The 22853-nt window shown below is 60.6% G+C and carries 22 protein-coding genes and 1 pseudogene; 11 read left to right on the forward strand and 12 right to left on the reverse strand.

The annotated features are described in order from the left end of the window. Positions 1 to 8 precede the first annotated feature (8 nt). A complete protein-coding gene (locus BLS48_RS30075; RefSeq protein ID WP_091585668.1) occupies positions 9 to 1463 on the forward strand; it encodes an NAD-dependent succinate-semialdehyde dehydrogenase in 1455 nt (484 codons plus the stop codon). Continuing rightward, complete coding sequence (locus BLS48_RS30080) at positions 1463 to 3172, forward strand: dihydroxy-acid dehydratase (RefSeq protein ID WP_091585670.1); 1710 nt, start codon at positions 1463 to 1465, stop codon at positions 3170 to 3172. Before BLS48_RS30075 ends, BLS48_RS30080 begins: the two co-directional genes overlap by 1 nt. On the opposite strand, the gene BLS48_RS35300 is transcribed toward BLS48_RS30080, so the two are convergent. Together BLS48_RS35300 and BLS48_RS30085 are read right to left on the reverse strand one after the other, a co-directional pair. Further along, a complete protein-coding gene (locus BLS48_RS35300) occupies positions 3156 to 3638 on the reverse strand; it encodes a hypothetical protein (protein ID WP_143019546.1) in 483 nt (160 codons plus the stop codon). The two genes, BLS48_RS30080 and BLS48_RS35300, sit on opposite strands and share 17 nt — an antisense overlap. Positions 3639 to 3687: 49 nt before the next feature. After that, positions 3688 to 4280, reverse strand: a pseudogene (locus BLS48_RS30085) (SOS response-associated peptidase). A 925-nt stretch (positions 4281 to 5205) separates the two neighbouring features. Here BLS48_RS30085 and BLS48_RS30095 point away from each other — a divergent pair. Genes BLS48_RS30095 through BLS48_RS30105 form a run of 3 tightly spaced genes read left to right on the forward strand, consistent with a single transcriptional unit; the run spans position 5206 to position 7467 of the window. Further along, positions 5206 to 5580, forward strand: a complete 375-nt coding sequence (locus BLS48_RS30095) for a DUF2147 domain-containing protein (RefSeq protein WP_244529966.1) — start codon at positions 5206 to 5208, stop codon at positions 5578 to 5580. Between the two features lie 13 nt (positions 5581 to 5593). Next, positions 5594 to 7060 (forward strand): cryptochrome/photolyase family protein, encoded by a 1467-nt coding sequence (locus BLS48_RS30100; protein WP_091585736.1) that lies wholly within the window; start codon positions 5594 to 5596, stop codon positions 7058 to 7060. Then, positions 7057 to 7467 carry a DUF2177 family protein gene (locus BLS48_RS30105; protein ID WP_091585674.1) on the forward strand — a complete coding sequence of 137 codons (411 nt, stop codon included), beginning with the start codon at positions 7057 to 7059 and terminating at the stop codon, positions 7465 to 7467. Before BLS48_RS30100 ends, BLS48_RS30105 begins: the two co-directional genes overlap by 4 nt. On the opposite strand, the gene BLS48_RS30110 is transcribed toward BLS48_RS30105, so the two are convergent. The 5 genes from BLS48_RS30110 to BLS48_RS30130 are packed head-to-tail and all read right to left on the reverse strand — an operon-like array spanning position 7439 to position 11214. Next, entirely contained in the window at positions 7439 to 8038 is a 600-nt protein-coding gene (locus BLS48_RS30110; protein ID WP_091585676.1) for a hypothetical protein, read from the reverse strand. The genes BLS48_RS30105 and BLS48_RS30110 overlap by 29 nt on opposite strands. A 4-nt stretch (positions 8039 to 8042) precedes the next feature. Next, positions 8043 to 9071, reverse strand: coding sequence for an SAM-dependent methyltransferase (locus tag BLS48_RS30115; RefSeq protein WP_091585738.1), 1029 nt, complete (start codon positions 9069 to 9071; stop codon positions 8043 to 8045). A gap of 2 nt (positions 9072 to 9073) precedes the next feature. Next, complete coding sequence (locus BLS48_RS30120) at positions 9074 to 9898, reverse strand: DUF1295 domain-containing protein (RefSeq protein WP_091585678.1); 825 nt, start codon at positions 9896 to 9898, stop codon at positions 9074 to 9076. Positions 9899 to 9907: 9 nt separating this feature from the next. After that, complete coding sequence (locus BLS48_RS30125; protein WP_091585680.1) at positions 9908 to 10561, reverse strand: ChrR family anti-sigma-E factor; 654 nt, start codon at positions 10559 to 10561, stop codon at positions 9908 to 9910. Continuing rightward, positions 10558 to 11214: a sigma-70 family RNA polymerase sigma factor gene (locus BLS48_RS30130; protein ID WP_091585682.1), complete on the reverse strand. Its 657-nt coding sequence runs from the start codon at positions 11212 to 11214 to the stop codon at positions 10558 to 10560. Before BLS48_RS30130 ends, BLS48_RS30125 begins: the two co-directional genes overlap by 4 nt. A gap of 136 nt (positions 11215 to 11350) precedes the next feature. Between BLS48_RS30130 and BLS48_RS30135 the strand changes: the two genes are divergently transcribed. The 3 genes from BLS48_RS30135 to BLS48_RS30145 all read left to right on the forward strand — a co-directional run bounded on the left by BLS48_RS30135 (position 11351) and on the right by BLS48_RS30145 (position 14537). Next, positions 11351 to 12709, forward strand: coding sequence for an NAD(P)/FAD-dependent oxidoreductase (locus tag BLS48_RS30135; RefSeq protein ID WP_244529967.1), 1359 nt, complete (start codon positions 11351 to 11353; stop codon positions 12707 to 12709). Next, complete coding sequence (locus BLS48_RS30140) at positions 12709 to 13521, forward strand: DUF1365 domain-containing protein (protein WP_091585684.1); 813 nt, start codon at positions 12709 to 12711, stop codon at positions 13519 to 13521. The genes BLS48_RS30135 and BLS48_RS30140 overlap by 1 nt, the downstream gene beginning before the upstream one ends. A gap of 710 nt (positions 13522 to 14231) precedes the next feature. Next, positions 14232 to 14537, forward strand: coding sequence for a pyridoxamine 5'-phosphate oxidase family protein (locus BLS48_RS30145; RefSeq protein ID WP_280142555.1), 306 nt, complete (start codon positions 14232 to 14234; stop codon positions 14535 to 14537). Here BLS48_RS30145 and BLS48_RS35305 read toward each other — a convergent pair. The 5 genes from BLS48_RS35305 to BLS48_RS30170 form a co-directional block, all read right to left on the reverse strand. Continuing rightward, complete coding sequence (locus tag BLS48_RS35305; protein ID WP_143019547.1) at positions 14527 to 15168, reverse strand: hypothetical protein; 642 nt, start codon at positions 15166 to 15168, stop codon at positions 14527 to 14529. The two genes, BLS48_RS30145 and BLS48_RS35305, sit on opposite strands and share 11 nt — an antisense overlap. A 215-nt stretch (positions 15169 to 15383) precedes the next feature. Continuing rightward, complete coding sequence (locus BLS48_RS30155) at positions 15384 to 15956, reverse strand: NADPH-dependent FMN reductase (protein ID WP_091585688.1); 573 nt, start codon at positions 15954 to 15956, stop codon at positions 15384 to 15386. A 317-nt stretch (positions 15957 to 16273) separates the two neighbouring features. Further along, complete coding sequence (locus BLS48_RS30160; RefSeq protein ID WP_091585690.1) at positions 16274 to 17014, reverse strand: response regulator transcription factor; 741 nt, start codon at positions 17012 to 17014, stop codon at positions 16274 to 16276. Positions 17015 to 17232: 218 nt separating this feature from the next. Then, the gene (locus tag BLS48_RS30165; RefSeq protein WP_091585692.1) at positions 17233 to 17757 is read right to left on the reverse strand and encodes a M24 family metallopeptidase; all 525 of its coding nucleotides are present in this window, start codon (positions 17755 to 17757) and stop codon (positions 17233 to 17235) included. Between the two features lie 148 nt (positions 17758 to 17905). Next, the gene (locus BLS48_RS30170) at positions 17906 to 18904 is read right to left on the reverse strand and encodes a class I SAM-dependent methyltransferase (protein ID WP_091585742.1); all 999 of its coding nucleotides are present in this window, start codon (positions 18902 to 18904) and stop codon (positions 17906 to 17908) included. 373 nt (positions 18905 to 19277) lie between these two features. Here BLS48_RS30170 and BLS48_RS30175 point away from each other — a divergent pair, with 373 nt between their 5' ends. The 3 genes from BLS48_RS30175 (at position 19278) to BLS48_RS30185 (ending at position 22784) form a co-directional block, all read left to right on the forward strand. Then, positions 19278 to 20069: a helix-turn-helix domain-containing protein gene (locus BLS48_RS30175; protein WP_244529969.1), complete on the forward strand. Its 792-nt coding sequence runs from the start codon at positions 19278 to 19280 to the stop codon at positions 20067 to 20069. A 107-nt stretch (positions 20070 to 20176) separates the two neighbouring features. Continuing rightward, complete coding sequence (locus tag BLS48_RS30180) at positions 20177 to 21382, forward strand: MFS transporter (RefSeq protein ID WP_091585694.1); 1206 nt, start codon at positions 20177 to 20179, stop codon at positions 21380 to 21382. Between the two features lies 1 nt (position 21383). Then, positions 21384 to 22784: a hypothetical protein gene (locus BLS48_RS30185; RefSeq protein ID WP_167365303.1), complete on the forward strand. Its 1401-nt coding sequence runs from the start codon at positions 21384 to 21386 to the stop codon at positions 22782 to 22784. Positions 22785 to 22853: the final 69 nt, after the last annotated feature.

The following is a 22853-nucleotide window of genomic DNA, read 5'->3' on the forward strand; positions in this document are numbered from 1 at the left end:
CTTCCCCCATGTATGAGAACTATGGCCTTTTTATCGAGAACCGGTGGCGGCCCGCCGGTTCCGGCGAAACCCGCGCGGTCGTCAGCCCCGTCACCGGCGAACCGGTCGGTCACGTGCCGAACGCCGCCCAAGGAGACATCGACACGGCGCTGGCAGGCGCAGAGGCTGCTTTCAGGGTCTGGCGTGCCGTTGCGGTCTGGGAGCGTGGCCGAACTCTCGCCAGGGCGTCATCGCTGATCCGCACGCGCGCCGATGCGATCGCCCGGATGATCAGCACCGAAACGGGCAAACCCCTCGCCGAGTCGATGGGTGAAATCAACGCCACGGCCGACCAGTTCGAATGGTATGGCGAGGAAGCCAAGCGTATCTATGGCCAGATCATCCCGGGTCGCAACGCCACCGACCGCATGTCGGTGACATACCAGCCGGTCGGTGTCTGCCTTTCGTTGTCTGCATGGAATTTTCCTGCTCTGCTCCCGGGTCGAAAGATCGCCGCGGCACTTGCTGCGGGATGTTCGGTTATTGCGAGGCCGGCGTCTGAAGCGCCAGGCGCATGCTTTGCCATCGCACAGGCGCTGATGGATGCCGGCCTTCCCTCCGGGGTCCTGACGATCCTGACTGGCGATCCAGGGCCGATCTCCGAACGACTGATCGCTTCGCCTGTTGTCCGCAAAGTCTCGCTGACGGGATCCGTCCGGGTTGGCAAGCATATCCTGTCGCTCTGCGCTGCGGGCATAAAGAAGGTCACGATGGAGCTTGGCGGCCATGCGCCGGTGATCATCCATGCGGACGCCGATCCTGTCGCGACGGCGGAACGGGTTGCCGCAGCGAAATTCCGTAACGGCGGGCAGGTGTGCATTTCGCCCAGCCGCTTCTATGTGCATGTGAAGATCAAGCGCGAATTCGAAGACGCCTTCAAATCGTTTGCCGAGAAACTCGTCGTGGGCGACGGACTTTCGGAAGGCGTCACCATGGGGCCGCTCATCCGCCCTAGCGCGGTCGAACAGTCGCTTGGACTTGTCGAGGACGCCGTTAAGCACGGGGCGAAGCTCCTGACCGGCGGGCGCCGGCCAAGCCAGTTCAACAAGGGCAACTTCCTGGAGCCTACGGTATTGACGGACGTGCCCGACGAGGCGCGAATCATGCATGAGGAACCGTTTGCGCCGGTCGCTCCGATTGCCGGTTTCTCCCGGCTCGACGACGTGATCCGTCGCGCCAACAGCGTGCCTTTCGGCCTCGCTTCCTATGTCTTTACGCATGATGACGCGCTCGCGGCGCTCACGGCAGAGGGCATCGATGCAGGCATGGTTGGCGTGAACGAAACCATGCTGGCAACCGCGGAGGCGCCGTTCGGTGGCATCAAGGAGAGCGGGTTCGGCCGGGAAGGCGGCTCGCTCGGAATCATGGACTATCTCGAGCCGAAATATATCCGGCACCGGCTGGTAGTGAGGAGTGCCCTCTGATGGTCGACAGGCATGAAGGCCTTACCGGTGGCCTCACCAACTACGGCGACAGGGAATTTGCCCGCTATCTGCGCCGCTCCTTCGCGAAATCGATGGGCTACACCGACGCGTCGCTCGACAAGCCGATCGTCGGCATCTGCTATACGGAAAGCGGCTTCAATAACTGCCACCGCCATTTTCCCGAGCTCCTGGAGGCGGTGAAACGGGGCGTGCTCGCTGCCGGCGCCCTGCCGGTGCCGTTTCCGGTGATTTCACTCGGCGAAGTTTTCCTCAGTCCGACCAGCATGCAGTTTCGCAATCTAATGGCCATGGATGTCGAGGAAATGATCCGCGCCCAGCCGATGGACTCGGTCATCCTGATGGGCGGTTGCGACAAGACTGTGCCGGCGCTGCTGATGGGCGCGGCCTCGGCCGGCAAGCCTGCGGTTCTTCTGGTGGCAGGTCCGATGATGACTGGGCGGCACAAAGGCGAACGGCTAGGTGCCTGCACAGATTGCCGCCGCTTCTGGGGACAGTATCGCGGTGGCACCATCGATGAGGCCGAGATCAACCAGGTCGAGGGACGTCTCGCCGTGACGGCCGGCACCTGCGCGGTGATGGGAACAGCCAGCACCATGGCGCTGATCGGCGAGACGCTCGGCATGTGCCTGCCAGATACGGCGGCCATCCCAGCCGTGCATGCCGACCGGCTGCGGGCTGCTGAGGAGACCGGCGCGCTTGCCGCGCGGCTCGTCGGCTCGAATCAGACGCCGGACAAGATCGTCACCGCGGCTTCGGTGGAAAACGCAATGCGGGTGCTGCTGGCGGTGTCAGGTTCGACAAACGCGCTGATTCATCTGACCGCAATAGCCGGCCGGTTGGGGATCGATGTCGATCTCGACCATTTCAACAGGCTCTCCGACGAGACGCCGGTCGTGGTCAACCTCAAGCCCGTCGGGCAAGGTTACATGGAAGACTTCCACACGGCGGGCGGGCTCGAGGGCGTGTTGCGCGCGATTGCACCACTGCTTGATCTCAATGCGGTCGACATTACCGGGCAATCGATGGCGGAGCGGCTGGCGAAGCCGTTGTCCGACCCGATCGACCGGACCTATATCCGTTCTGCCGAGGATCCCATTGAGCGGGAGGGCGGACTTATCGCGCTCAATGGATCACTCGCGCCGGGTGGTGCCGTGCTGAAGCGTGCTGCAGCAACGCCTGGGCTGCTCGAACACGAGGGCCGCGCAGTTGTGTTCTCATCGCTGGATGATCTCGCCGCCAGGATCGACGATCCCGATCTCGATGTGAACGCCGACGACATACTGGTCCTGCAGAACGCCGGCCCGAAAAGCCCTTCCGGAATGCCGGAAGCCGGCTATCTTCCGATTCCGAAAAAGCTCGCACGTCAGGGTGTCAAGGACATGGTGCGAATCTCGGATGCGAGGATGAGCGGCACCGCCTTCGGCACGATCGTGCTGCATGTCACGCCGGAGACAGCTTTGGGCGGTCCTCTCGCACTTGTATGCAACGGCGATCGTATTCGGCTCTCCGCCAGGGACAAACGGATCGATCTGCTTGTCGACGAAGCCGAACTCGCTCGGCGCAAGGTCGAATTCCGACCGGACGCAGATGTCCCGGCGCGGGGTTACCAAGCGCTCTACCGTCGCTCAGTGCTGCCTGCCACGCTCGGATGTGATTTCGACTTTCTGCGTGTCACGAAGACAGTCTGATGCAGGCATTCGCCTGATCAGAGTGACTGGATTTTGAAGTCCAGCGCAGCGAAACGAAAATCCGCACGCTGCCCGATATGGCGTAGTAGGGACCTCGGCGCTTGATCAGTGCGCCGAGGTCAGTCGATGCATTTCGAATAGTGGTCAAACGCAGTCGGGCCTCACCAACACCATCGGTCATCGACCGAGACTGGCCACACCAGGTTGCGCTGCCGGATGACCTTTGCACCGACAGGAACTTCACCATAATCGCGACGTTCTGCCAGGGCTTAAGCACCAGACGCGGCATGTTCAGGCGATATGGCCCAACGGCAGATATGAATCCTATCGGCTCCATCGCTTCAGCGATGCCGCATCCGCGGAGGCGTTTCTTGATCACTTTGAAGGGCTGAGGTTCGATCCAAGGCGGGATCGGGAGAATGGAAAGGTGCGAGGGGTCTGGCGGCGCACGGGCAAATACACGCAAGTCCTCGATCTCGGACCGCTCAGCGTGCCAGAGATTCTGCGCAGCTGAGTCACGAGCTTTCGGGGCGAACGGTCTCGGCCGAGAGCGATCCGGCGGGCAGCGGCCGCAACAGCTTGGCCTCAGGCTTGGTCAAATTGATCCAGTCGGCCCAATCCTCCGGCTGAAGGACCACAACCTGCCGATTGTGATACGGCGCGACATCCGCCCCGGATCGGTCGTCAGCATTGTGAAGGCGGGTGGCTTGTTGCCAACGGCTTCGCGCCAAAGACCTGCGATGGCCATGAACGGAGAGCCGTTGAGCGTAAAGCGATGTTTCGCCCTCGGATATCTGGTGCCTGTGAATTCGAAGAATCCCGACGCGGGAACGAGGCAGCGTTTGCTGTTTCCGAATTGCCGGCCTTCGGAGCGGAAGTTGAACACAGGCCCGCTTTTTGGTCCGCTTGGTGGAAATCCAAACGTCATCGATGCAAGTTCGATCGTCTCATCAGCGGCGCGCATTACTGGCCCTGGGTCATTGATCCGAATGTCGTCCGCCCGGGGCAAATCCAGTTCGGTCTGGTGGGTCGGGATTTTAAGCGCCAGTGACGCCATCATCCGGCAATATTCGGCCCAAGCGACATGCTGCTCGTAGTCGTTACACATGGACGTCTCCGGACAGGGGCGATCTATCCACACTACGGCATGTTGGGACGCGATGGAAATCGTGCGGCTCGTTTCAAATGCGGGCACTGTGCAGGGGATCAGCACGCCATCCGCTGAAGCTTTGGCCGGCCCACGACACTTGACTGGCCTGGCGCACTGGCCCCGCTCGCACGCATTGAGCGGAGCCTTTCAGGTGCGTCGCGCGCCAAACGACCGACAGCCTGCCGATCGCGGGAACCTCTTGCCTTCCTCAGGTCGGCGATTGCTCTCGCATTGTGGATGGAAGGCGCGCGGTAGGAGGGCCCACGACCGGGCTAAGGCGTGTCAAATCGGCCCAATGGTCCCGGCATCCAATTGCACCGGCTTACAGAGCAGGGGTCAGTGAAATCGGCGCGTAATAGTCTGGAAATTGTGTCTCCTATTTCATCCCCGGAAAGAGGGAACTGCGCGATTTTGTCCGACCTCGTTGGCGATGGGGCGCAAGACCAACTCCTTGGCCGCAACGGATGTTGCCGCGGCCCAAGGCGCCTATGCGAATTATCGCAAAGATTGCTCAGAAGTGGCTCAAAACTTTTCGAGCTTCAGCCGGCAGACGGCACTCGCTGAACTCCGCCATCAATTCAAATCGGAATATCACCTGAGCGATCTATCGCCTTGAACTCAAGAACACCGTCCTGCACTGGCATGGGTGCGATGAAGGCAGGCTGCAAAACTATACGCAGAACCAGAAGCAGGGAGTTTTCGCCGCATCCTGGGGCCTTGGTCCGCCACCTTCCGATCGAGTCCCAACTCTAGGCAGCGACGTGAACCCGGGCTCTGCGGGCTTATGCGCCATTGCGCACGTCTGGTCGCTTTGCAAGCAAAGGGTGATCCGTAACCGACGTCACGACGTAAGATCCGGATAATTCATGCGGAGAACTGGCCCATGAAAAGAAAGACCGTATTCGTGGCGTCTATGCTCGTTTGCTCGATCGCGCATGCCGACGCTCTGTCCGATGCCCGTGGCGTTTGGTTGAGAGACGACGGCAATGCCCGCGTCAGAATTGCCCCATGCGGACAGAAGCTGTGCGCAACCAATTTGTGGATCGGTGATACCAGCAAAGGCGAAGACGTTGGCGACAAACTGATCATGACGCTGAAGCCGAATTCCGACAGCACGTTGAAGGGGACCGCATATGACCCCAAGCGAAAGCTGACCTTTTCGATGACGCTGCGGGTCGCCAGCAAGGGGTTGACGACGCGCGGCTGTGTGGCCAGCGGCTTGGTCTGCAAGAATACCAGCTGGACGCCGGCAAAATGATCCGGGCGGCATGATGAACGGCAGATCAGGTTCGGCGCCGACGATCGTGCTCTTCCGGCGCGACCTGCGCGTGGGCGATAACGCCGCGCTCGCGGCAGCGGTCGACCTCGGGTCGGTCTTGGCGCTCTACATTCTCGATGAGGAGAACGAGAATGTCAGGCCGATGGGTGCGGCAAGCCGCTGGTGGCTGCACCATTCACTGGATGCGCTTGGCCAGAAGCTGCACGCTTCCGGCGCAAGACTTATTTTCACGCGGGGCCGAACACGCGATGTGGTCGCCAGGGCCATCGCGGCGAGCGGGGCCAAGCGTGTGCACTGGAACCGCCGCTACGAGCCGGCCGAGGCGGCAGTGGACGCGGCCCTGAAAACCGACCTTCGCGAAGCCGGCCTGGTTGTGCAAAGCTTCGATGGCGCGCTGCTCCACGAACCGTCCCTGCTCAAGACAGGCTCGGGCGGCTACTACAAGGTCTACACGCCGTTTTGGAAGGCGCTGAACGGCGGGGTCGATCGACGCGACCCGATCGATGCCCCAAGGTCGATCAAGGGTTGGAACGGCAAGTTTGACAGCCTGTCACTGGACGATCTCGCCCTGCTCCCTAAAAAGCCTGACTGGGCGGGCGGACTTGCCGGCCGATGGACCCCCGGCGAAGACGGCGCTCGGCAAAGACTGCAGGCATTCGAAAAAGAAGATCTGCCCGACTACGAGCACCAGCGCGATATGCCTGCCCTTCAGGGCACCTCGCGCCTCTCGCCACATCTTGCTTTCGGCGAGATCACGCCTTTTCAGATATTCGCCGCGCTGCACCAGTCGCACGAGGCAGGAGCAGCGAAGTTCCGAAAGGAGGTCGCCTGGCGGGAATTCTCCTACCATCTCCTGTTCCACAATCGCGATCTGCGCGAGCGCAGCTTCCGTCCGGAGTTCGAGGTCTTCTCGTGGCGGCACGACGCACGGGCCCTCGAGGCCTGGCAAGACGGGAGGACCGGTTACCCGATCGTCGATGCCGGCATGCGCGAACTTTGGCAGACCGGATGGATGCACAACCGCGTGCGCATGATCGCCGCCTCATTCCTCATCAAGGATCTGATGCTTGACTGGCGCGACGGCGAGAAGTGGTTCTGGGACACACTGGTAGACGCGGACCCGGCGAACAATCCCGCGAGCTGGCAGTGGGTGGCCGGCTCGGGAGCCGACGCCGCGCCCTACTTCCGTATTTTCAATCCCGTCCTTCAGGGCGAGAAATTCGACCCGCATGGCGACTACGTGCGCCGCTACGTGCCCGAAATTGCCGCGCTGCCAGACCGCTACCTCCATCGGCCATGGGATGCACCCAAGGCCTTGCTGGAAGAAAAGCAAATCGAGCTGGGCAGGGACTATCCGAAACCAATCGTCGATCACGGCGCTGCCCGGGACCGGGCGCTGGCCGCCTACCATTCCGTCAGGGGCAAGGCCGACACCAACGAAAACAGGGAGCCTTCATGACCCGCTATCTCGTCGCTTATGTTTCCAGCCTCCTCATATTCCTGGCTATCGATGCGATCTGGTTGACGACGATGTCGCAGCGCCTCTATCGTCGATATCTCGGCGACATTTTGGTGGAAACATTCAGCCCTGTTCCGGCCGCTCTTTTCTACCTGATCTACGTCGCCGGCATCATCATCTTCGCAACGGCACCCGCCTTTTCGACCGGCAGGTGGACCACGGCTGCCATCTATGGCGCGCTCTACGGGTTTTTCGCCTACGCCACCTACGACCTGACCAACCAGGCAACCATACGCGGCTGGCCCTTTGCAATCACGATCGCTGACATGTGCTGGGGTTCGCTGCTCAGTGCCACGACGGCGGTGCTGGGCTTTCTTGTCACCCGCTATTTCTTGCGCGGTGCCTGACGTCGCGTTTTTCCGACGCAGCGACAACGCCGGAGAGCAGAAGGCCGATGAACACGATCAGCGTCGCGGCACTCAACGCATTGAGCCCGACCATCGCGGCATTGTCAGCGGCACTATAGGCAGCCAGCGGCAGGCCGTAGAAACGGTCGGGAATGAAGTATGCGCCGGCGGCAAGCGTTATGACCGCGAGGCCGGCCGCACGCTCAGACGGCCTGAACAAAGCCGCGCCTATCAGTGCGCAGGGAATGAGAAATATCTCCACTCCCGAGCCTGTCCCGAAGGCTTTGGTGCTGACGATTCCGTTGGCGATACCCGTCATCGGCAGCATGAGGCGCCCAATCATCGAGTGACGCCTTGCGACAGCCGGAACCGCCAGGAAGAAAGGGGTCGACAGGAAGGTGAGAAAGGACGGCGCGATCTTGTCCGCGCCAACGACAGCCCAGAGATAGAGCGGATAGAAAGGCTGATTCCACGCAACGACGATTGCAATCCAGTTGGCGGCAACGGTCAGCGGATCGCTGTGCGCGGCATAGGCGTTCAACCAGCGCCACAGGCGTGCGAGGCTTTTCATCGGTTTAGCGTGCTGGTCGCAGCAGATAATGGCTGACGCCCCATTCCTCACCGCCCGCATGGCCGAACAGGCCCTCGGTCGCGAGATAGAACAACCGCCAGCGCCGCCGCCACAGCCCTGCATCACCGCCGTAAACCTTGCCCAGGATGCGGTCGATCTTCTCGCGGTTGGCATCGAACCGCTCAAGCCAGTGACGCGCGGTCCGCGCGTAGTGTCTGCCGCTCCAGCGCCATTCACGCTCGATCGAGAAACAATCGGCGAAGTGGGCCATCAGGCCATGGCTCGGCATGATCCCACCGGTGAAGAAATGTTGCGCAATCCAGTCGGCGTCGCTGCGATGGTCAAAGCGATAGGGGCTATGTCGATGGCTGAAGACATGGACGAACAGCCTGCCTTCGGGTTCGAGCCAGGTCCTGACGCGGGCAAGCAGCTCGCGCCAGTTGGACATATGCTCGAACATCTCGACCGACACCACGCGGTCGAAACTTGCATCCGGCACGAACTCATTGATGTCGGCGGTGATCACTTCGATGTTTCGCAGGCCGCGCGCTGCCGCCTCGGACCGGATATGCAGGCGCTGCGGTGACGAATTCGATACCGCCACGATGCGTGCGGAGGGAAAGCGCTCTGCCATGAACAGCGTCAGCGAACCCCAGCCGCAACCCAGTTCAAGAATGGATTGTCCGTCTTGAAGTGCGGCATGCTCGACGGTTTGCGCAAGGGCAGCCGCTTCCGCTTCGGCCAGCGTTTCACCGCCGGTGTCGTAAAGGCAGCAGGAATATTTTCGACGAGGTCCGAGCGTCAGAGCGAAGAAATCGGGCGGCAGCTCGTAATGCTGCTCGTTGGCTGCAGAGGTGTGCTCCGCGATGGCGTGACTTGCCATGTTCCGTGCAAAGCGCATTTCATCGACCAATGGCGCTGTCGCCAGGCGCCGTCGTGTCCTGCCAACAAGAACGTCGATGGCATAACGAGTGGCGGAATCCGGCAGCGGCGCGCGCTCGACGGCGCGAATTGCGGACCCGATCAGGCTCACGTTCATCTCCCCTGGTTGAGGGCGGCGGCCCTTGGCAATCCCGGCCAGAACGCGTTGACGCGTGCCTGGTAGTGACGAAATTGCTCGCCCCGCGAGCGAAGCATATGGGCCTCCAGCGGCGGAATGCCCGATACATGGACGAGCAGCCAATACATCAGGACAGGCCCTCCTAACGCCACCCATCCCCACGGATAGACGCCTGTGGTATCGATCGCGATGACCGCGTAGGCGAGCCATCCCAGCCATTCAAAGAAGTAGTTGGGATGTCGTGACAGTCCCCAAAGGCCCGCATCGCAGACCTTGCCCGTGTTGGCAGGATCAGCCCGGAAGGCCGTCAGTTGCCGGTCGGCTATCGCCTCTCCACCCACCGCCACCAGCATAAGCACGATACCAGCCCAGTCATTGGAGCCTAGCGCCGGGCCGGGATTGTGGGCAGCCGCCATGATCGACAGCACGAGCAGGAAGGCGGCTGCGGCCTGGATCTGCAGGAACCAGAACAGCCTGGCGCGGAAGTCGGCGCCCCACTCATGTTTGAGCTGGCTGTAGCGCGGATCGTCCTGGCCGCCGCCGGCGGTCCTCATGGCGATGTGGAAGCCGAGCCTGAGCGACCAGGCAAGCGCAAGACCCGCCACCAGCCACTGTCGTGGGAGTATTTCGTTGTCGGCATAAGTGAGCAACGCCGCAATGGCGCCGAAGAGGCCGACGGAAAAAGACCAGATCGCATCGATCCATCCTGACCTGCCGCTACGGACTGCCACCAGGTACGCCACCGCCATCGTCGCCGACAGGCCGACGGCAATTATCAACAGGGCGAAAACGATGCTCATCAAAGGCGCTCAGCCGCCGATGAAAGGCTGGACCAGGCGTCCAAAGAAGCCGCGAAGCCGCATACGACCTTCGAGCGCGGCAAGGCATATGCATTCCCCCGTCTCGTCAACGACCGGCTGGTGCTGGATCTCGTCGTCGGCCTCATCCAGGTCTCCGGGCCCGTAACGGCCACGCGCATCGTAAAACGAGCCCTTCAAGACCTGGGTGTATTCGCAGCCGGAATGCGTATGCTCCGGCAGCCTGCGACCCGCTGCTACCTTCAACAGCATGACATTTGCACTGGCATCTTCGGGGATGGTCACGCGGCTCCAGCGCACTCCGGGTCCGATCCAGCGCCACGGGCCGATGCCGCACCCGTCCAACGCCTCGGGCAGACGGATGCCGACATCGGCACGCGTCGGCCTTGAGCGCTGCGCTGCCTCACCGCCGCTATCGCTATCCACCTCGATCCTCGCCATCAGGCGGTCCAGGGCGTCCTCGCCCATCTCTTCCGGCTCGATTCCATTCAGCAGGGCGCCGCCCACTGCTTCGAACTCGGAAATCCGCGCGGCGCAAGCCGTGCAGCCGCCGACATGCACGGCCACGACGATGCGCGGTCCGCTCTCCAGCGAGCCGCTTGCGAAGCGGAACAACGTCTCGTCGCTCGGATGATGCTTCATCATTTGAGGTCGTCCAGGATGAGGCGCAGACGGCCGAGGGCCAGCCGAACGCGCGATTTTACAGTGCCGAGCGGGATACCGAGCTCGCCCGCGATCTCCGATTGGGGTTTGTCGCCGAAGAAGGACAGCCGCAGGATCTGGGCTTGTTCGCTGGATAACAGGGCGATCGCCGAACGCACGCGCTCTTCGCGCTCTGCCGTCATTACCGCCGCTTCCCCCGAAACCGGACCATCCACCTCATCTGAAGGATCGAAGGCCCTGGCTACAGTCGCGGGGCGGCTTTCCCGGCGCAGCCGGTCGATCCGCACGTTGCGGGCGATCGTGAATATCCAGGTCGAGACTCCCGCTCGCCGCGGATCAAAGTAGGAGGCCTTCTTCCAGACCAGAAGCATGGTTTCCTGAGCAACATCCTCGGCCGCCGAAGCCGTCATCCCGGATCGCATCATAAAGGCCTTCAATCGCGGCGCGTAGAAACCGAAGAGCGCGGCGAAGGCCGCGCGATCCCGCCCTTTGGCGACCGCGGAAATCAGGCGTATCGCCTCCTCCGGAGATAGGGTCCCTTCATCCGCGCGCATGGTCATCGCCAATCCGATCTTCGTGGAATCGAAGGCCAGCGAAACCGTATCAGCAATGAACCAATTTCCCGATGCATTCATGGACCCTGTTACGCGCGGCCACGACGTTCGGATCACCAACCGTGCGGTAATCCGCCAGGACTGTGATCCACACTGCGCGCAGCCGCGTACAAGTTGAAGTTAGGGGAGGAGCGCCGCCCCTTCCACTCGAAACTGGATGGCGCGTATCATGGCAGGCGGCACGCACTTGGTCACGGATCAGCGCAAGGATATAGCGGTCGTCGGCAGCGGCATCTCCGGACTGTCAGCCGCATGGCTGCTTTCGGAACGCCACAACGTATCCCTGTTCGAGGCAGGTTCCCGCCTCGGTGGCCACAGCAACACAGTCGAGGCCAGCGGCATCCAGGTCGACACCGGTTTCATTGTCTACAATGAAGTTACCTACCCTAATCTGACGGCCCTGTTTGCCCATATTGGCGTGCGCAGCAAGCCGTCCGAGATGTCGTTCTCGGTTTCGCTGGACGGTGGACGCCTGGAGTATTCCGGGACCGGGTTGGGCGGGCTGCTGGCCCAGCCAGGCAATGTCGGACGCCCTCGGTTCTGGCGCATGCTTCGGGAGCTGCTCCGGTTCTATCGCGAGGCACCTTACGATATCTCCCGTATTGGCGAGTGCAGCCTCGCCGAATATCTCGATGCCAAGGGTTATGGAGCCGCATTCCGTGAGGACCATCTCTATCCTATGGCGGCGGCGATTTGGTCGACCCCGGCGGCGGAGGTTGGCAACTACCCGGCCGCAGCCTTCATCCGGTTCTGCAAAAATCATGGCTTGCTCAAGCTGGCGGGCCGGCCGATGTGGCGGACCGTCGATGGCGGAAGCCGCAAGTATGTGGAGCGCCTTGCCGAGCTCTTCACCGGGCGGATATTCCTCGGACGTGGCGTCCGGTCCATTGCACGGCACTCGGGAGCGGCATGGCTCACGGATGCCGAGGGCGTCGAGCACCGCTTCGATCAAGTCGTTGTCGCAACCCACGCCAACCAGGCACTGCGCCTGCTGGCCGACGCGAGCGACGAGGAAGAACAACTGCTGGGCAGTTTCGGCTACAGCCGCAACGAGGCCGTGCTGCATTCCGATCCGCGCCTCATGCCGCGCAGAAAACGCGCCTGGTCGAGCTGGAACTACCTTGCCGAGACGCAAGGTGAAACCCGCAAGTTGTCCGTGACGTACTGGATGAACAGGTTACAGTCCCTGCCGGACCGACAGCCGCTGTTTGTGACGCTCAACCCTGCCGTGGAGCCTGAGGCCCGGACTGTGAGACATCGCGAAATCTACGAGCATCCGGCATTCGACGCAGCCGCAATGCGGGCGCAACGGGCGCTTTGGTCGCTGCAAGGGGTCCGCAACACCTGGTTCTGCGGGGCCTATTTCGGCGCCGGCTTCCACGAGGACGGGCTGCAGTCCGGCCTTGCCGTAGCCGAGGCGCTGGGGGGTGTGCGTCGCCCTTGGGACGTGCCGGATGAATCGGGCCGGATCCACATTTCGACCGCGGTCAAGCGGCCCCACCTCGTGGCTGCCTGATGCCGGAACCGCAATCAGCTCTGTACGCAGGCAAGGTCATGCACCAGCGGCTGAAGCCGCGTCGGCACAGGCTATCCTATCGCATGTTCCTTTTGCTGCTCGACCTCGACGAGATCGACGCTCTTGGCACGAGGCTGCGGCTGTTTTCGCGCAACCGGTTCAACTTTTTTGGCTTCGTTGACCGCGATCACGGCGACAGCTCGGATGGATCGCTTCGTGCCTATGTCGAACGGCAGCTGAACGCCTCGGGGATCGAGGCGGATGGCGGGCCGATCCGGCTTTTGTCGATGCCGAGGATGCTCGGATATGCCTTCAATCCGCTGAGCGTTTATTTCTGCCATCGTCGGCAGGGCGATCTCACCGCCATCCTTTACGAAGTCAGCAACACTTTCGGCCAGCGTCACAGCTACTTGATCCCCGTCGCTGACAGCGGGCGGGAGGGTTTGATCGAGCAGCACTGCGACAAACACTTCTATGTGTCACCGTTCATCGCCATGGGCATGCACTATCGCTTCCGGGTCGGTCCACCAGGCAACGAAGTGTCGATTCACATTACTGCCAGCGATGACCAAGGACCACTCATCGTCGCCAGTTTCTCCGGCAAGCGGCGTCCGCTCACCGACACTACGCTGGCGCGCGCCTTCCTCGCCTATCCGCTGCTGACAATAAAAGTCATCGCCGCCATCCATTGGGAGGCACTCCTTTTATGGGCAAAGGGTATGCGGTTCTACGCGCGCCCGGACCCGCCGCGCGAGCCAGTGACTCATGTTTCCGTGGAGCGGCATTCCCAGAGGGAAATCGAGCCGTCATAGCCATTTAGTTGAACATGATTGTTGCCGGAGCGCAGACTTTCTGCCGCGTGGAGTTCCTGCAGGTCGGTAAGAGAGAGGCTCCTGCATTTGCGATGAAGTGTTCGCGGTAGGGCGCCAGGCGTTTACACACTCGAGATCAAAGGCTCCAACGGCATATCCCTCGAGCCGCCTGTTCGCCTTGTCGCGGCGGAGGATGTCCCCTGCTGGAAGGCGCCACCACGGACGAGCCGTCGAGCCAGGAATATCGGGGCTTTCTTCCTGCTACGGCGCGCCCTCGACATGGCGAGCGGAAGCAATCTCGCGCTTGCTGCCTCTGGCAAGGGGAACGAGGATTTCTTTGGCCAAGCCATCGTCGGCCTGGAAAACATCACCGGGGATAGGGCTGCCATGGCGTCAAACAACTGAGGACGTGCCCAGGATACGATCGTTGCGCAGACAGGTTAGTGGGTTCGGTAACCTTGTCCGCTTTGCGCCTCATTTGGCCATTGAGGGTGCAATGAGCCCTGCCGAAAGCTGTCGTCGATGATTTGCGCTTGTATTGGCAATCAGCAACCGCGCCGGCGAATCGACAGCGTGAAACCGGGCAGGCGACAGCCAGTTCTGTTTCGAGCCGTGGCCAAGGTCGGACGTCATCCCGACCAACGCAACCTGACGAAATCCTACTTGGAACGCCGCAGCCGAGCGCGAGTTGTACGAGCGCAATCCGTTCATTGGAGGACATCTTATGGCAAAGCGTCGAGAGCAAGAAACAGACCTCACACCCGCCGAGGCGACAGATCGCCGGTTCGGCTTCGGTGACAAATGACAAGGGAAAAATTGCCGAGCTCTGGGAGAAAACTGACGCGGCATGGTGGGACAATGCCGACGACCCTGAAATCCGGCTGATAACGGTGACACCGGACGAAGGCGAATTGTGGGACAGCCCAGGACTTGTCGTCGCAACCGCAACGATGGTGTTCGCGGCTGTCACCGGCGCCAAGCCGAATGTGGTCGACAATGCAGAGGTCAATCTCTGAGATGGTCAGGCCAGTCGGCAGCATTGCCGGAGAAACAGATGCACAATCCTGCGACGAAATACACCGCGATCCGGTCCTCGGGCAGCGCCAGGAATGGCCGGCTGTTCGGCGCGACATGGACCCGGTTCCCGAAGAATTCTACCACGCCCGCAGGCCGGCAGTTGCCCTTGGACAAGTGCCGTCCAGGCCTGATGATCAAAGGCGGCGACAGGTTCAAGGCGAGCATACCGGCGGCCTTGGTCTGCATGGCACGGTCACTGCGAAGACTGTTATCGCCGAGATCGTCTGGGCTAACCTTGCGCCGACTTAGAACCGCTCGACCGGCAAAGTTTCGCGTTTTCCTCGGCCAACAACTGTAGAAGCAACTCGAGATTTGCAGCGTCTGTTTCTGTTTCCAGCTTCTTTTCGAAATGCCTGATGTTTCTTTGGTGTACAAATTCAGCGTATTGATGGGCAATGCGCGCCCCTTTGGCTGCAGAACGTTGCTAACTCTACGCGCGATATAAGCTTTTGCCGCAGCGGGTCCAGAGCGATACTTTGTGTTTGCGATGTCGTTTTCGTCACCGGGCGGCGACCGCGGCTGCATCCAGGCCGTCGCATGGCGTGCCTCGTTCTGGAATTGAGCCCGCATCGCAGGGGGTCCTTGAACGCATCCGGCGCGGTTGTCGCTTGGGTCAACGCCGATAAGCCGCCTCAAAGCCAAAGGAGCAGCGCGGCATATGACGGATCACCGAGATCGTACCGGCGCCCCTCCGTATGAAAGGCTCCCGGCAAAGGCTGCCAGCCACGATACCACTCTTGGAAACAGAACGTCGGAATGGGGGCGCCCACAGGCTTGCACCGGCCCTACGCCTCCCTGGGAAGGACCTGGAGAACCCGCGCGATGAACATGTGGAACTCCGCCATGTAACTGCGCAAGAACTGCTCGGTGGATTCAACGGTGACTTCGCCCCTGTCCGTGATCAGGCCCGGCGTGAACTGGATATAGGCTTCCGGCGCGTTCATCTGGGGCGAGTTGCAGAAGCTGAGCACGCTGCGCAGGCTCTGTTGGGCTACGGCGGTCCCGATCGTTCCGGGCGATGTCCCGATGACGGCAGACGGTTTGCGGGAGAAGGAATTCTTGCCGTAGGGCCGACTTGCCCAGTCGATGGCGTTCTTGAGCCCGCCCGGGATAGAGCGATTGTACTCAGGTGTGACGAAAAGGACGGCCTCGACCGAGGCGATGGCATCCTTGAAAGCACGCGCGACAGGCGGAAAATCCGCATCGTAGTCGTAGCTGTAGAGGGGCAAATCCTTGAAGGAGATCTCCGACATTTCAAGCTCTGGCGGGGCGAGCTGGACGAGGGCTGTCGCGAGCTTGCGGTTGATCGAGCCTTTTGCGAGGCTGCCGATCAGATAGCCGACTTTGTGCGTGGTCATGAGGATCTACCGTATCGCCACCGCCACCCCTCATATTATCCGCCCAACAAAGGTCGGGCGCCAGTGAGATTTTGCCGGTGTTCAAGGCAAGATACGGGAACTCTCCCGAAACCAGTGCGATTTTGCGCAATCGTCGAGTCGGCAAAATCACATCTCTCCGCGTCTCCGCGCGTTACCGTCTGTCCTCCATGAAAGGCGCTCGACATCCGCTTAGCTGACGTCGAGGCTACCGTCGCGCTGCCGACCCTCGAGAACAGGCTCGATCTGTCCCGTTTTCATCCCCACCTGGTCGGCGACGTTGCGGGGTCCAACCCAGCCTACAGATCGTCGGCCAGCAACGACCCGACGCTTGTCCCTTGAGCCTTCTGATATTCCAGCGCATATCCGCCGAGCCTGACCGTGCGGATGGGATTGGTGTGAGCGGACTGCTTGATCGACGTTCTCAACCGGCTGATATGAACATCTACCGTCCTGGGACCAACATAGATATTGCCAGGCCAAGCCGCCCTGATCAGCTCGTCACGGCTAAGCACCTTGCCGGGATGTTCCAGCATGTGACGCAGTAGCTTGAATTCAATCGGTCCTAACGAAATCTCGGTTCCGTTGCAGCGCACATGGTGGGTGTCGATCTGCATTTCGATGTCCCCGCAGTTCAGCGACATCGCGCTGTGCGTTCGCAATCCGAATTGGCGGCCGGTTCCCAATCTGGTGTGGAGGTAGTCGAGCAGCTTCGCCGGCGCCAACGGCCGGATAAAACTCTCGTCTATTCCTGACTTCAGCAGGCCAATATGCTGATCCTCGGCACCGGGCGCGATCAACGCGACGACCGGCAGGGGGCCTGTTCGAGGATCCTGCCTCAGCCGGCTGCAAACGTCCGCCATATGATTGTGCGGCCTGCAGTCCATCACCCAGGCATCGACCGGTGTTTCGGCGGCCAGCTCGACCATTTCATCAACATCGCGGGCCAACGCATCGCTGAAGCCATCCACTTTGAGGATGTGGCTGAGCACCAGGTAGAATTCCGCATCATGGGAGCATATTGCGATCTTTGGCTTCATGACGTAATTCGCGTTTCGGGAGCCTAATGGCCTCGCCTGTTTCTTGAGCACCCGAGCCTCTCCATGACGCACGGCTACCTCGCTGCATTTGGCTGCTGCTCGCCGCGTCGCCCTAGCCGTTATATCCCACCTGCCGGGCCGGAACGTTGCGACCGGTCCGACCGCGGCATTGGCAAGCAATCAGTTGATGACGGGCAGTTGTTCCGGAGAAAGCTCGCTCAGAAATTCAACTCCGTTCTCTCGAACGCAGACAACCTCCTCGAACTGAAAGACGGCCCCCCGTTGATCTCCAGCTTGGGCTCCAGGTGCCAGATCATGCCGGGTCTGACGATCTCGACATTGGCCTTGGAGATCGACGGCGGCTCGGTGACATCGAGGCCACCAACGTGACCGATACGGGAAACGAGCCCGTAGGCGGGTGGCAGACCCGCATCACGCCAAAGCTGCTCAAACGCTGCGAAGACCTCACCACCGCTCATCCCGGCCTTGATGCCGCCCGCGGGTGCCACGGTAAGCCCGCGTGTTCGCTCATAGGCGCCGATCTTGCAGACCTCGGGTGAGCCACCTCGGGCAATGCGGTTTCTGTCGGCCGGATAGCCGCCATAAGTTGACGGAAAATCCTTCCACGCGTACTGGCCGACCTGCAATGGCTGCATCCTTGGCGGCCGGCCGTAGTTGAACTCACCTCTGCGGAGCCTTTGCGGCCTGCCTGAGGCTGCCATGATCGACGGCTGCCAGCACATGGTCCAAACGGCCTACCCGCCCCACAGACAGCTTGGCTGACGCGACTGTCGATCCAACAGCAGCTACATTCAACGAACCCGATAAGGTGTGAACCGCGTTTGCGAGCGGTCGCGGCGTCCCATCGCCGCGCGATCCGCGCCGCGCATTTCATTCTCTCTCCCCTTCGGCGCTGAGATCGGCGGCGTCAGGATCGAGGCTGGTCTCGTAGACATATTCGTGTGGAATGGCAGGGGCTGCCATCTGGGAAACATAGTGGTTCAAATTTTCCCGGTCGTTGCTTGCCGCCAGGCTGCAGAAGTTTCCGCTGTTCCACGTCATGACGCAGTGGCTGAAATGCGCTCGCACCGCGTCATGCATCTCGCCCAGAGTCACCTCATTGTTGAACATCGTGTTGAGGACCGAGGTCTGCTTCTTTTCGATCTCGTCTTGTGGAAAGTAGCGTGCCTTGAACCCGAAATCCTTCTGGTACTCGCGACGCCGATAGTCGGTCTCCTCGATCGCGCGAAATTTCTCGACGAAGACGAAGATGCCGCCTTCCTTGAGGTGCTGGCTGACAAACTCGATCTGCTTGACCCTATTCGGCGAGTACATCTGAAACGTCGTATCTTCCAGAATAACATCGAATCCGTGAGCGAAACCTGCCAGTCGCGGATCTGAACCCAGGACGTCCTTCGTCAAATGATGGAAGGGGCCGACGAAGAAGTCGGCGTGCGGCGGTTCGCCATAAGCCATGAAGCATTTGTAATTTTCCGCGTTCGGGCTGCACGACAGCGTGCGTATCTGTCCCTCGGACAGTTCGGACAGTGTTCTCGCCATCGTCCCTTCCGCTGTTCCAAGGCTGTATAGCGCAAACGGAGCGCCACGGTGCCGTGCGTATTTCAGCACTGCATGGGCCATCCGGCACTCCTCTTCCAATCTATAAGGGATGCTGCCGTGATAGTGCTGGTCAAAAAAGCCTTGGCGGGTCGCGTGCAGCGCAACCAGATCGCGTAGGAGTCCATCGCTGGGTAGAAGGCGTGCGTCGGCTATGGGCTTCCGGATCGGCATCCCGCTCTTTCCGGCAGCGGTAGCCGCGAAGAAGCCGGCAAGTCCGTTAATCCGCGGGCCATGATCGCATTCGGCCAGGAAATCCTTTAGACCTCGCATCGCAGTATGTCTCCCACACCGTTCCATCTGTGAGACGCCAAGAACTCGATGGGGAAATGCCAATAAAATAAGAATGGTCTAATATTCCCGTTGGCTCAAGTACTGGCTGAGGACACTGGTAGGGCTGCGTGGGGCGCGCGGCTTTCATTCAATTGCCATATTTTTACTAAAGTCACATCTTCCACCAACTCCCAGTTATTTGTGAGTTGTTCGGCAACCTGTGGTTCGGCAAAACACAGCGGAACGAGCTGGTCGCTATTGGGAGGCTGCTTCGATTCGCGGATACCCTTGCCTCGACCCCAACAAGATTCGCCCATCTCTGCACCAGACGCTTGCTCACCAGTGTGGGGGCTGGGGGCAAGTGCGGGCGGACTTGATCAAAAGGACTGGACTGGAGCGTCAGGAAACAAAGATCGCCTTTCCAGGGCCTGTGTTCCTGTTGAATCTAAAGGGTGTCGCGCGCAACGGAGAAGACTTCGTCGATGGGCGCCGGATATCCTTCCAGCCGCGGCGCGCCGGCTCAATAGTCTATATGCCTGGAGGCAAGGATTGGACTGGCTGGGATGAGGGCGACGCGACCGCCGCCTACCTGCTCGTTTCGATCGAACAGGGCTTCGCTGACGAGGTATTTGGGGGAATGGTGGGCGCTCGCCCGGCTGACCTACCGCCTTCGATCGGATTTCGAGACAGCGTCGCGGAGATGGCGCTGCAGAGGATCGCCATCGAACTCAAGCAGCCCGATCCTATCAGCGTAACGATGGTGGAGAGCCAAGCCACGCAATTGCTCGCACAGATGGTCAGGTTGAGCGGCGTCTATCGTGAACAGGCAAAAGGCGGTCTGTCATCGTTCGATCTCAAGCGGGCGATAGGAATGATCGAGGCCTCGTCGGACGGCAGACCCACCTTGGCCGCTTTGGCAAAGGAGGTTGGCGTCAGCCGGTTCCATTTCTGCAGGGCTTTCAAGCAGTCGACAGGCATGACGCCACATGCATTCATTGCGCGTCGTCGACTGGAACAATCGGCGGACATGTTGCGATCTACCAATTTGTCGGCAACGAAAATCGCGATGGAGTGTGGTTTTGGAAGCTCGAGCCATTTCACCATTGCTTTTAAGCGGGCCTTCGGCGCGTCTCCCACCGAATTTCGCCGTAAGTGCAGAATCTAGGCCGCCGCTTGTCAGTTCTCAGCAAGTATCGGAAAACCCCGACATCACAGTAAAGCAGGCTTGGCGGAAGAAGGTCTATATCGGCGGTCAGCCCGGATACGCCGCTCATGTCAAACCTGGTTCGAATTCATCATGGCAAAGGACGGGCCGACCGGTCCAATCCCTGCCTCGGATTCCTGGCCAGCACGCTGTTGGCTGCTGTTGCCCGAAACGGCTACTACATCGCATCCGCCTGGATCCTCGTCGAGCGAGGATACGGAACAGCCGGCGTGGCAAGGTTCCTTGCGATCGCCAGCGTTGTCGAATTCATCGCAAGCCCTCTGGCCGGCGCAGCGGCGGATCGATTTGACAGGCGACGCTTGAACGTTGCGGCAGACCTCAGCCGCTTGGTCGTCATGCTCGCTACCGCTTGCGCGCTTCTCTACCTCGACGTCTTTCTGACCATCTGTCTGTCAGCGGCCCTCTTTTCGTTTTGCGACCGTGTCGCGCTTACGAGCTCGCAAGCAATGATCCCTGTGATGGCTGACGGCCGCGATCTAGTAGCCTCGAATTCCGCCGTCTTCTTCGTCATGCAGTTCGGCAATCTCGGCGCAGCGCTGCTTGTGGGGCCTTTGCTACATGAGCGCTCCCCAACCCTGCCATTCACCGTTCTTGCTGCCTTCTTCATGTTTTCAGCGGGCTGCCTTGCCTTGATGCGGCTGGAACCGGTTTCGCGCGACGTCCGCATCGCCAAAATCTCTGCAGCACAAATCGATCTGAGCCTGCGTCGTCTCATTGTCGTCTACGCGCTTCTCTATACAAGCGCGGTGCTTGTCAGCGTCATGGGATCGAGTTTCGTCTTTCAGGAGCAGAAGGGTAGTGCCGTGGATTTCGGCTACCTCGAGGCTGCATGGTCGGCGGGCTCGCTGATCGGCGCGGTCTCTCTATTCCTGATTGAAAGAGCGATGAGTACCCACGTGCGGCATCTCACGCTTTTGGGCTTAACGGCGCTGGTCCTCATGGCGCTGACATCTCTGCGCACGCCTTGGACAGTCATCCTTTTTGCCGCACTCGGATTTCTATACAATCTTGGACGCGTCAGCGTTGAAGTCACATTGCAGTCGCATGTATCCGTTTATCTGTTGGGCCGGGCAAAAGGCATTATGCATAGTGCGGCCGTAGTGCTCGGGTTACTCGTCTTCGGCATCGCCGCCGCTGTAGGAGATCGAGCATTTCCTTCGACGATTTTCTTCAGCTTTGGAGTAGTGCTCCTCATCAGTATTTCGTGTTTGAGCGCCGGTGTCGTTCAGACACAAGAAAAAGGTGAATCGTGAGGTGGAAGAGCTAACAGCAGGTGCCGACGCGAAACAGGCAGTCCTGGGGTCGCTGAGGGCACTCTACCCCTGGATGAGCCCATATCATTCCCGGCCGATACGCGACTATGCGTTTCGCCTGTTCGAGGCGCCAGCTTCAAGGCCCATGCCAGAAATCCGGTTTCGAGCCTTCACCAAACTACTCGACCTCATCAGGAAGGCAGCGACACGAAACGGGTTATCGGCCGATGCCGCCTCGGAAATCTGCCGGGATTTCCAAAGGCGCCGCGTGTTGCAGACTGGCCCGCATTTGCTTCTCCTCATGGACCCGGAAGCATATTACACGCATGTCTTCAGCCTCCTTGGTCTCTCGGCGCATGGCTGCTCGACCTACGTTTCCTACGCCGTTTCGACAGTCAGCCTCGTTGAAAAGCCACGCAAGGGGCCCGGCTGGCTCACCGTTGGCGGCAAGCCGGTCAACGTCTTTGGTCTGAGCCGAAGCCGGATGGCGGGATATAACCTTCTGGCCGGGCCGGGCTCCTATAGATTTGAGCTTGTGCCGACGGAGCCAAACCTTCAGGGCGACGCGCTCGCGCGGCTGCGCAGTCTTCTGCCCAAGACCCAATTCGAGCGGCCGGCGCATGCCATCAAGGCAGCCAATCTGATGCTTTGGCCAAAAATGTTCGCAGGCCGTTTCGCTTTTCTGCAGATCGACGACGAGGATATTGCCGACCTAGTGGCGGACCATCTGTCGGACGCAGATTCCTGGTTACGGGCGTGGCTGCTGGAAGACTCGAAGCTTGCTTCGAATATCCTTGCCGAGATCGACAGGCTGGTAGCCGGTCCCTGGAGTGGCTGGCTCCCGCGCGGCACCGACTTCTTCTGGTTCTATGAGAATGGCAAGCGCCTGCCGCTGCGGCTCGCCGCGGGGGAACTCGTCCATCCAGCGACCGGCATGAAGGTCGCCCCCTTTTCGGCCCCCGAAATCCTTGAGCGGCTGGCAAACCGCACCCTCATTCCGAATCTCCTCCTCGTGTTCTTGGTTTTGTCCATTCTGCCCGGCGTTCGCGTGCTCGGAGGCAGTCATCAGCCGGTCTACTATCCCTTGATGCGCTATGTTGTCCGCCGGGCGCTTGAGGTTGCCGGCGTGGATGCGGATCTTCTGCAGGCTCTGGCAAGGGACGACGTGCCGGGAGCTTGGGGACATCGGGTCATTGAGTGCGATGATGATCCGTTCGAGCTATTCCTAAATGGCAGGAACGGCGCGAAGAGTGATATTATTGAGCGTTTGGGCGACATCTCCTTCGCCGAGGCTTGTGGAAGCATGAAAGGCTTCGTGTCAGACCCGTCGTGGCATGAACTTCACAGACGACTTCGGCAGGGGTTGGTCACGCCGGCCGATGCGGAATGGGCCTGTTCCTGAAATTTCTTTGCGCTTCCAGCAACTGGCGTGTGTACGCCGGGTTGCGAATGGCTGTTTCGCGCCGCATTT

Origin of the sequence: Mesorhizobium qingshengii, assembly GCF_900103325.1 — a bacterium.
Taxonomy (GTDB): Bacteria; Pseudomonadota; Alphaproteobacteria; order Rhizobiales; family Rhizobiaceae; genus Mesorhizobium; species Mesorhizobium qingshengii.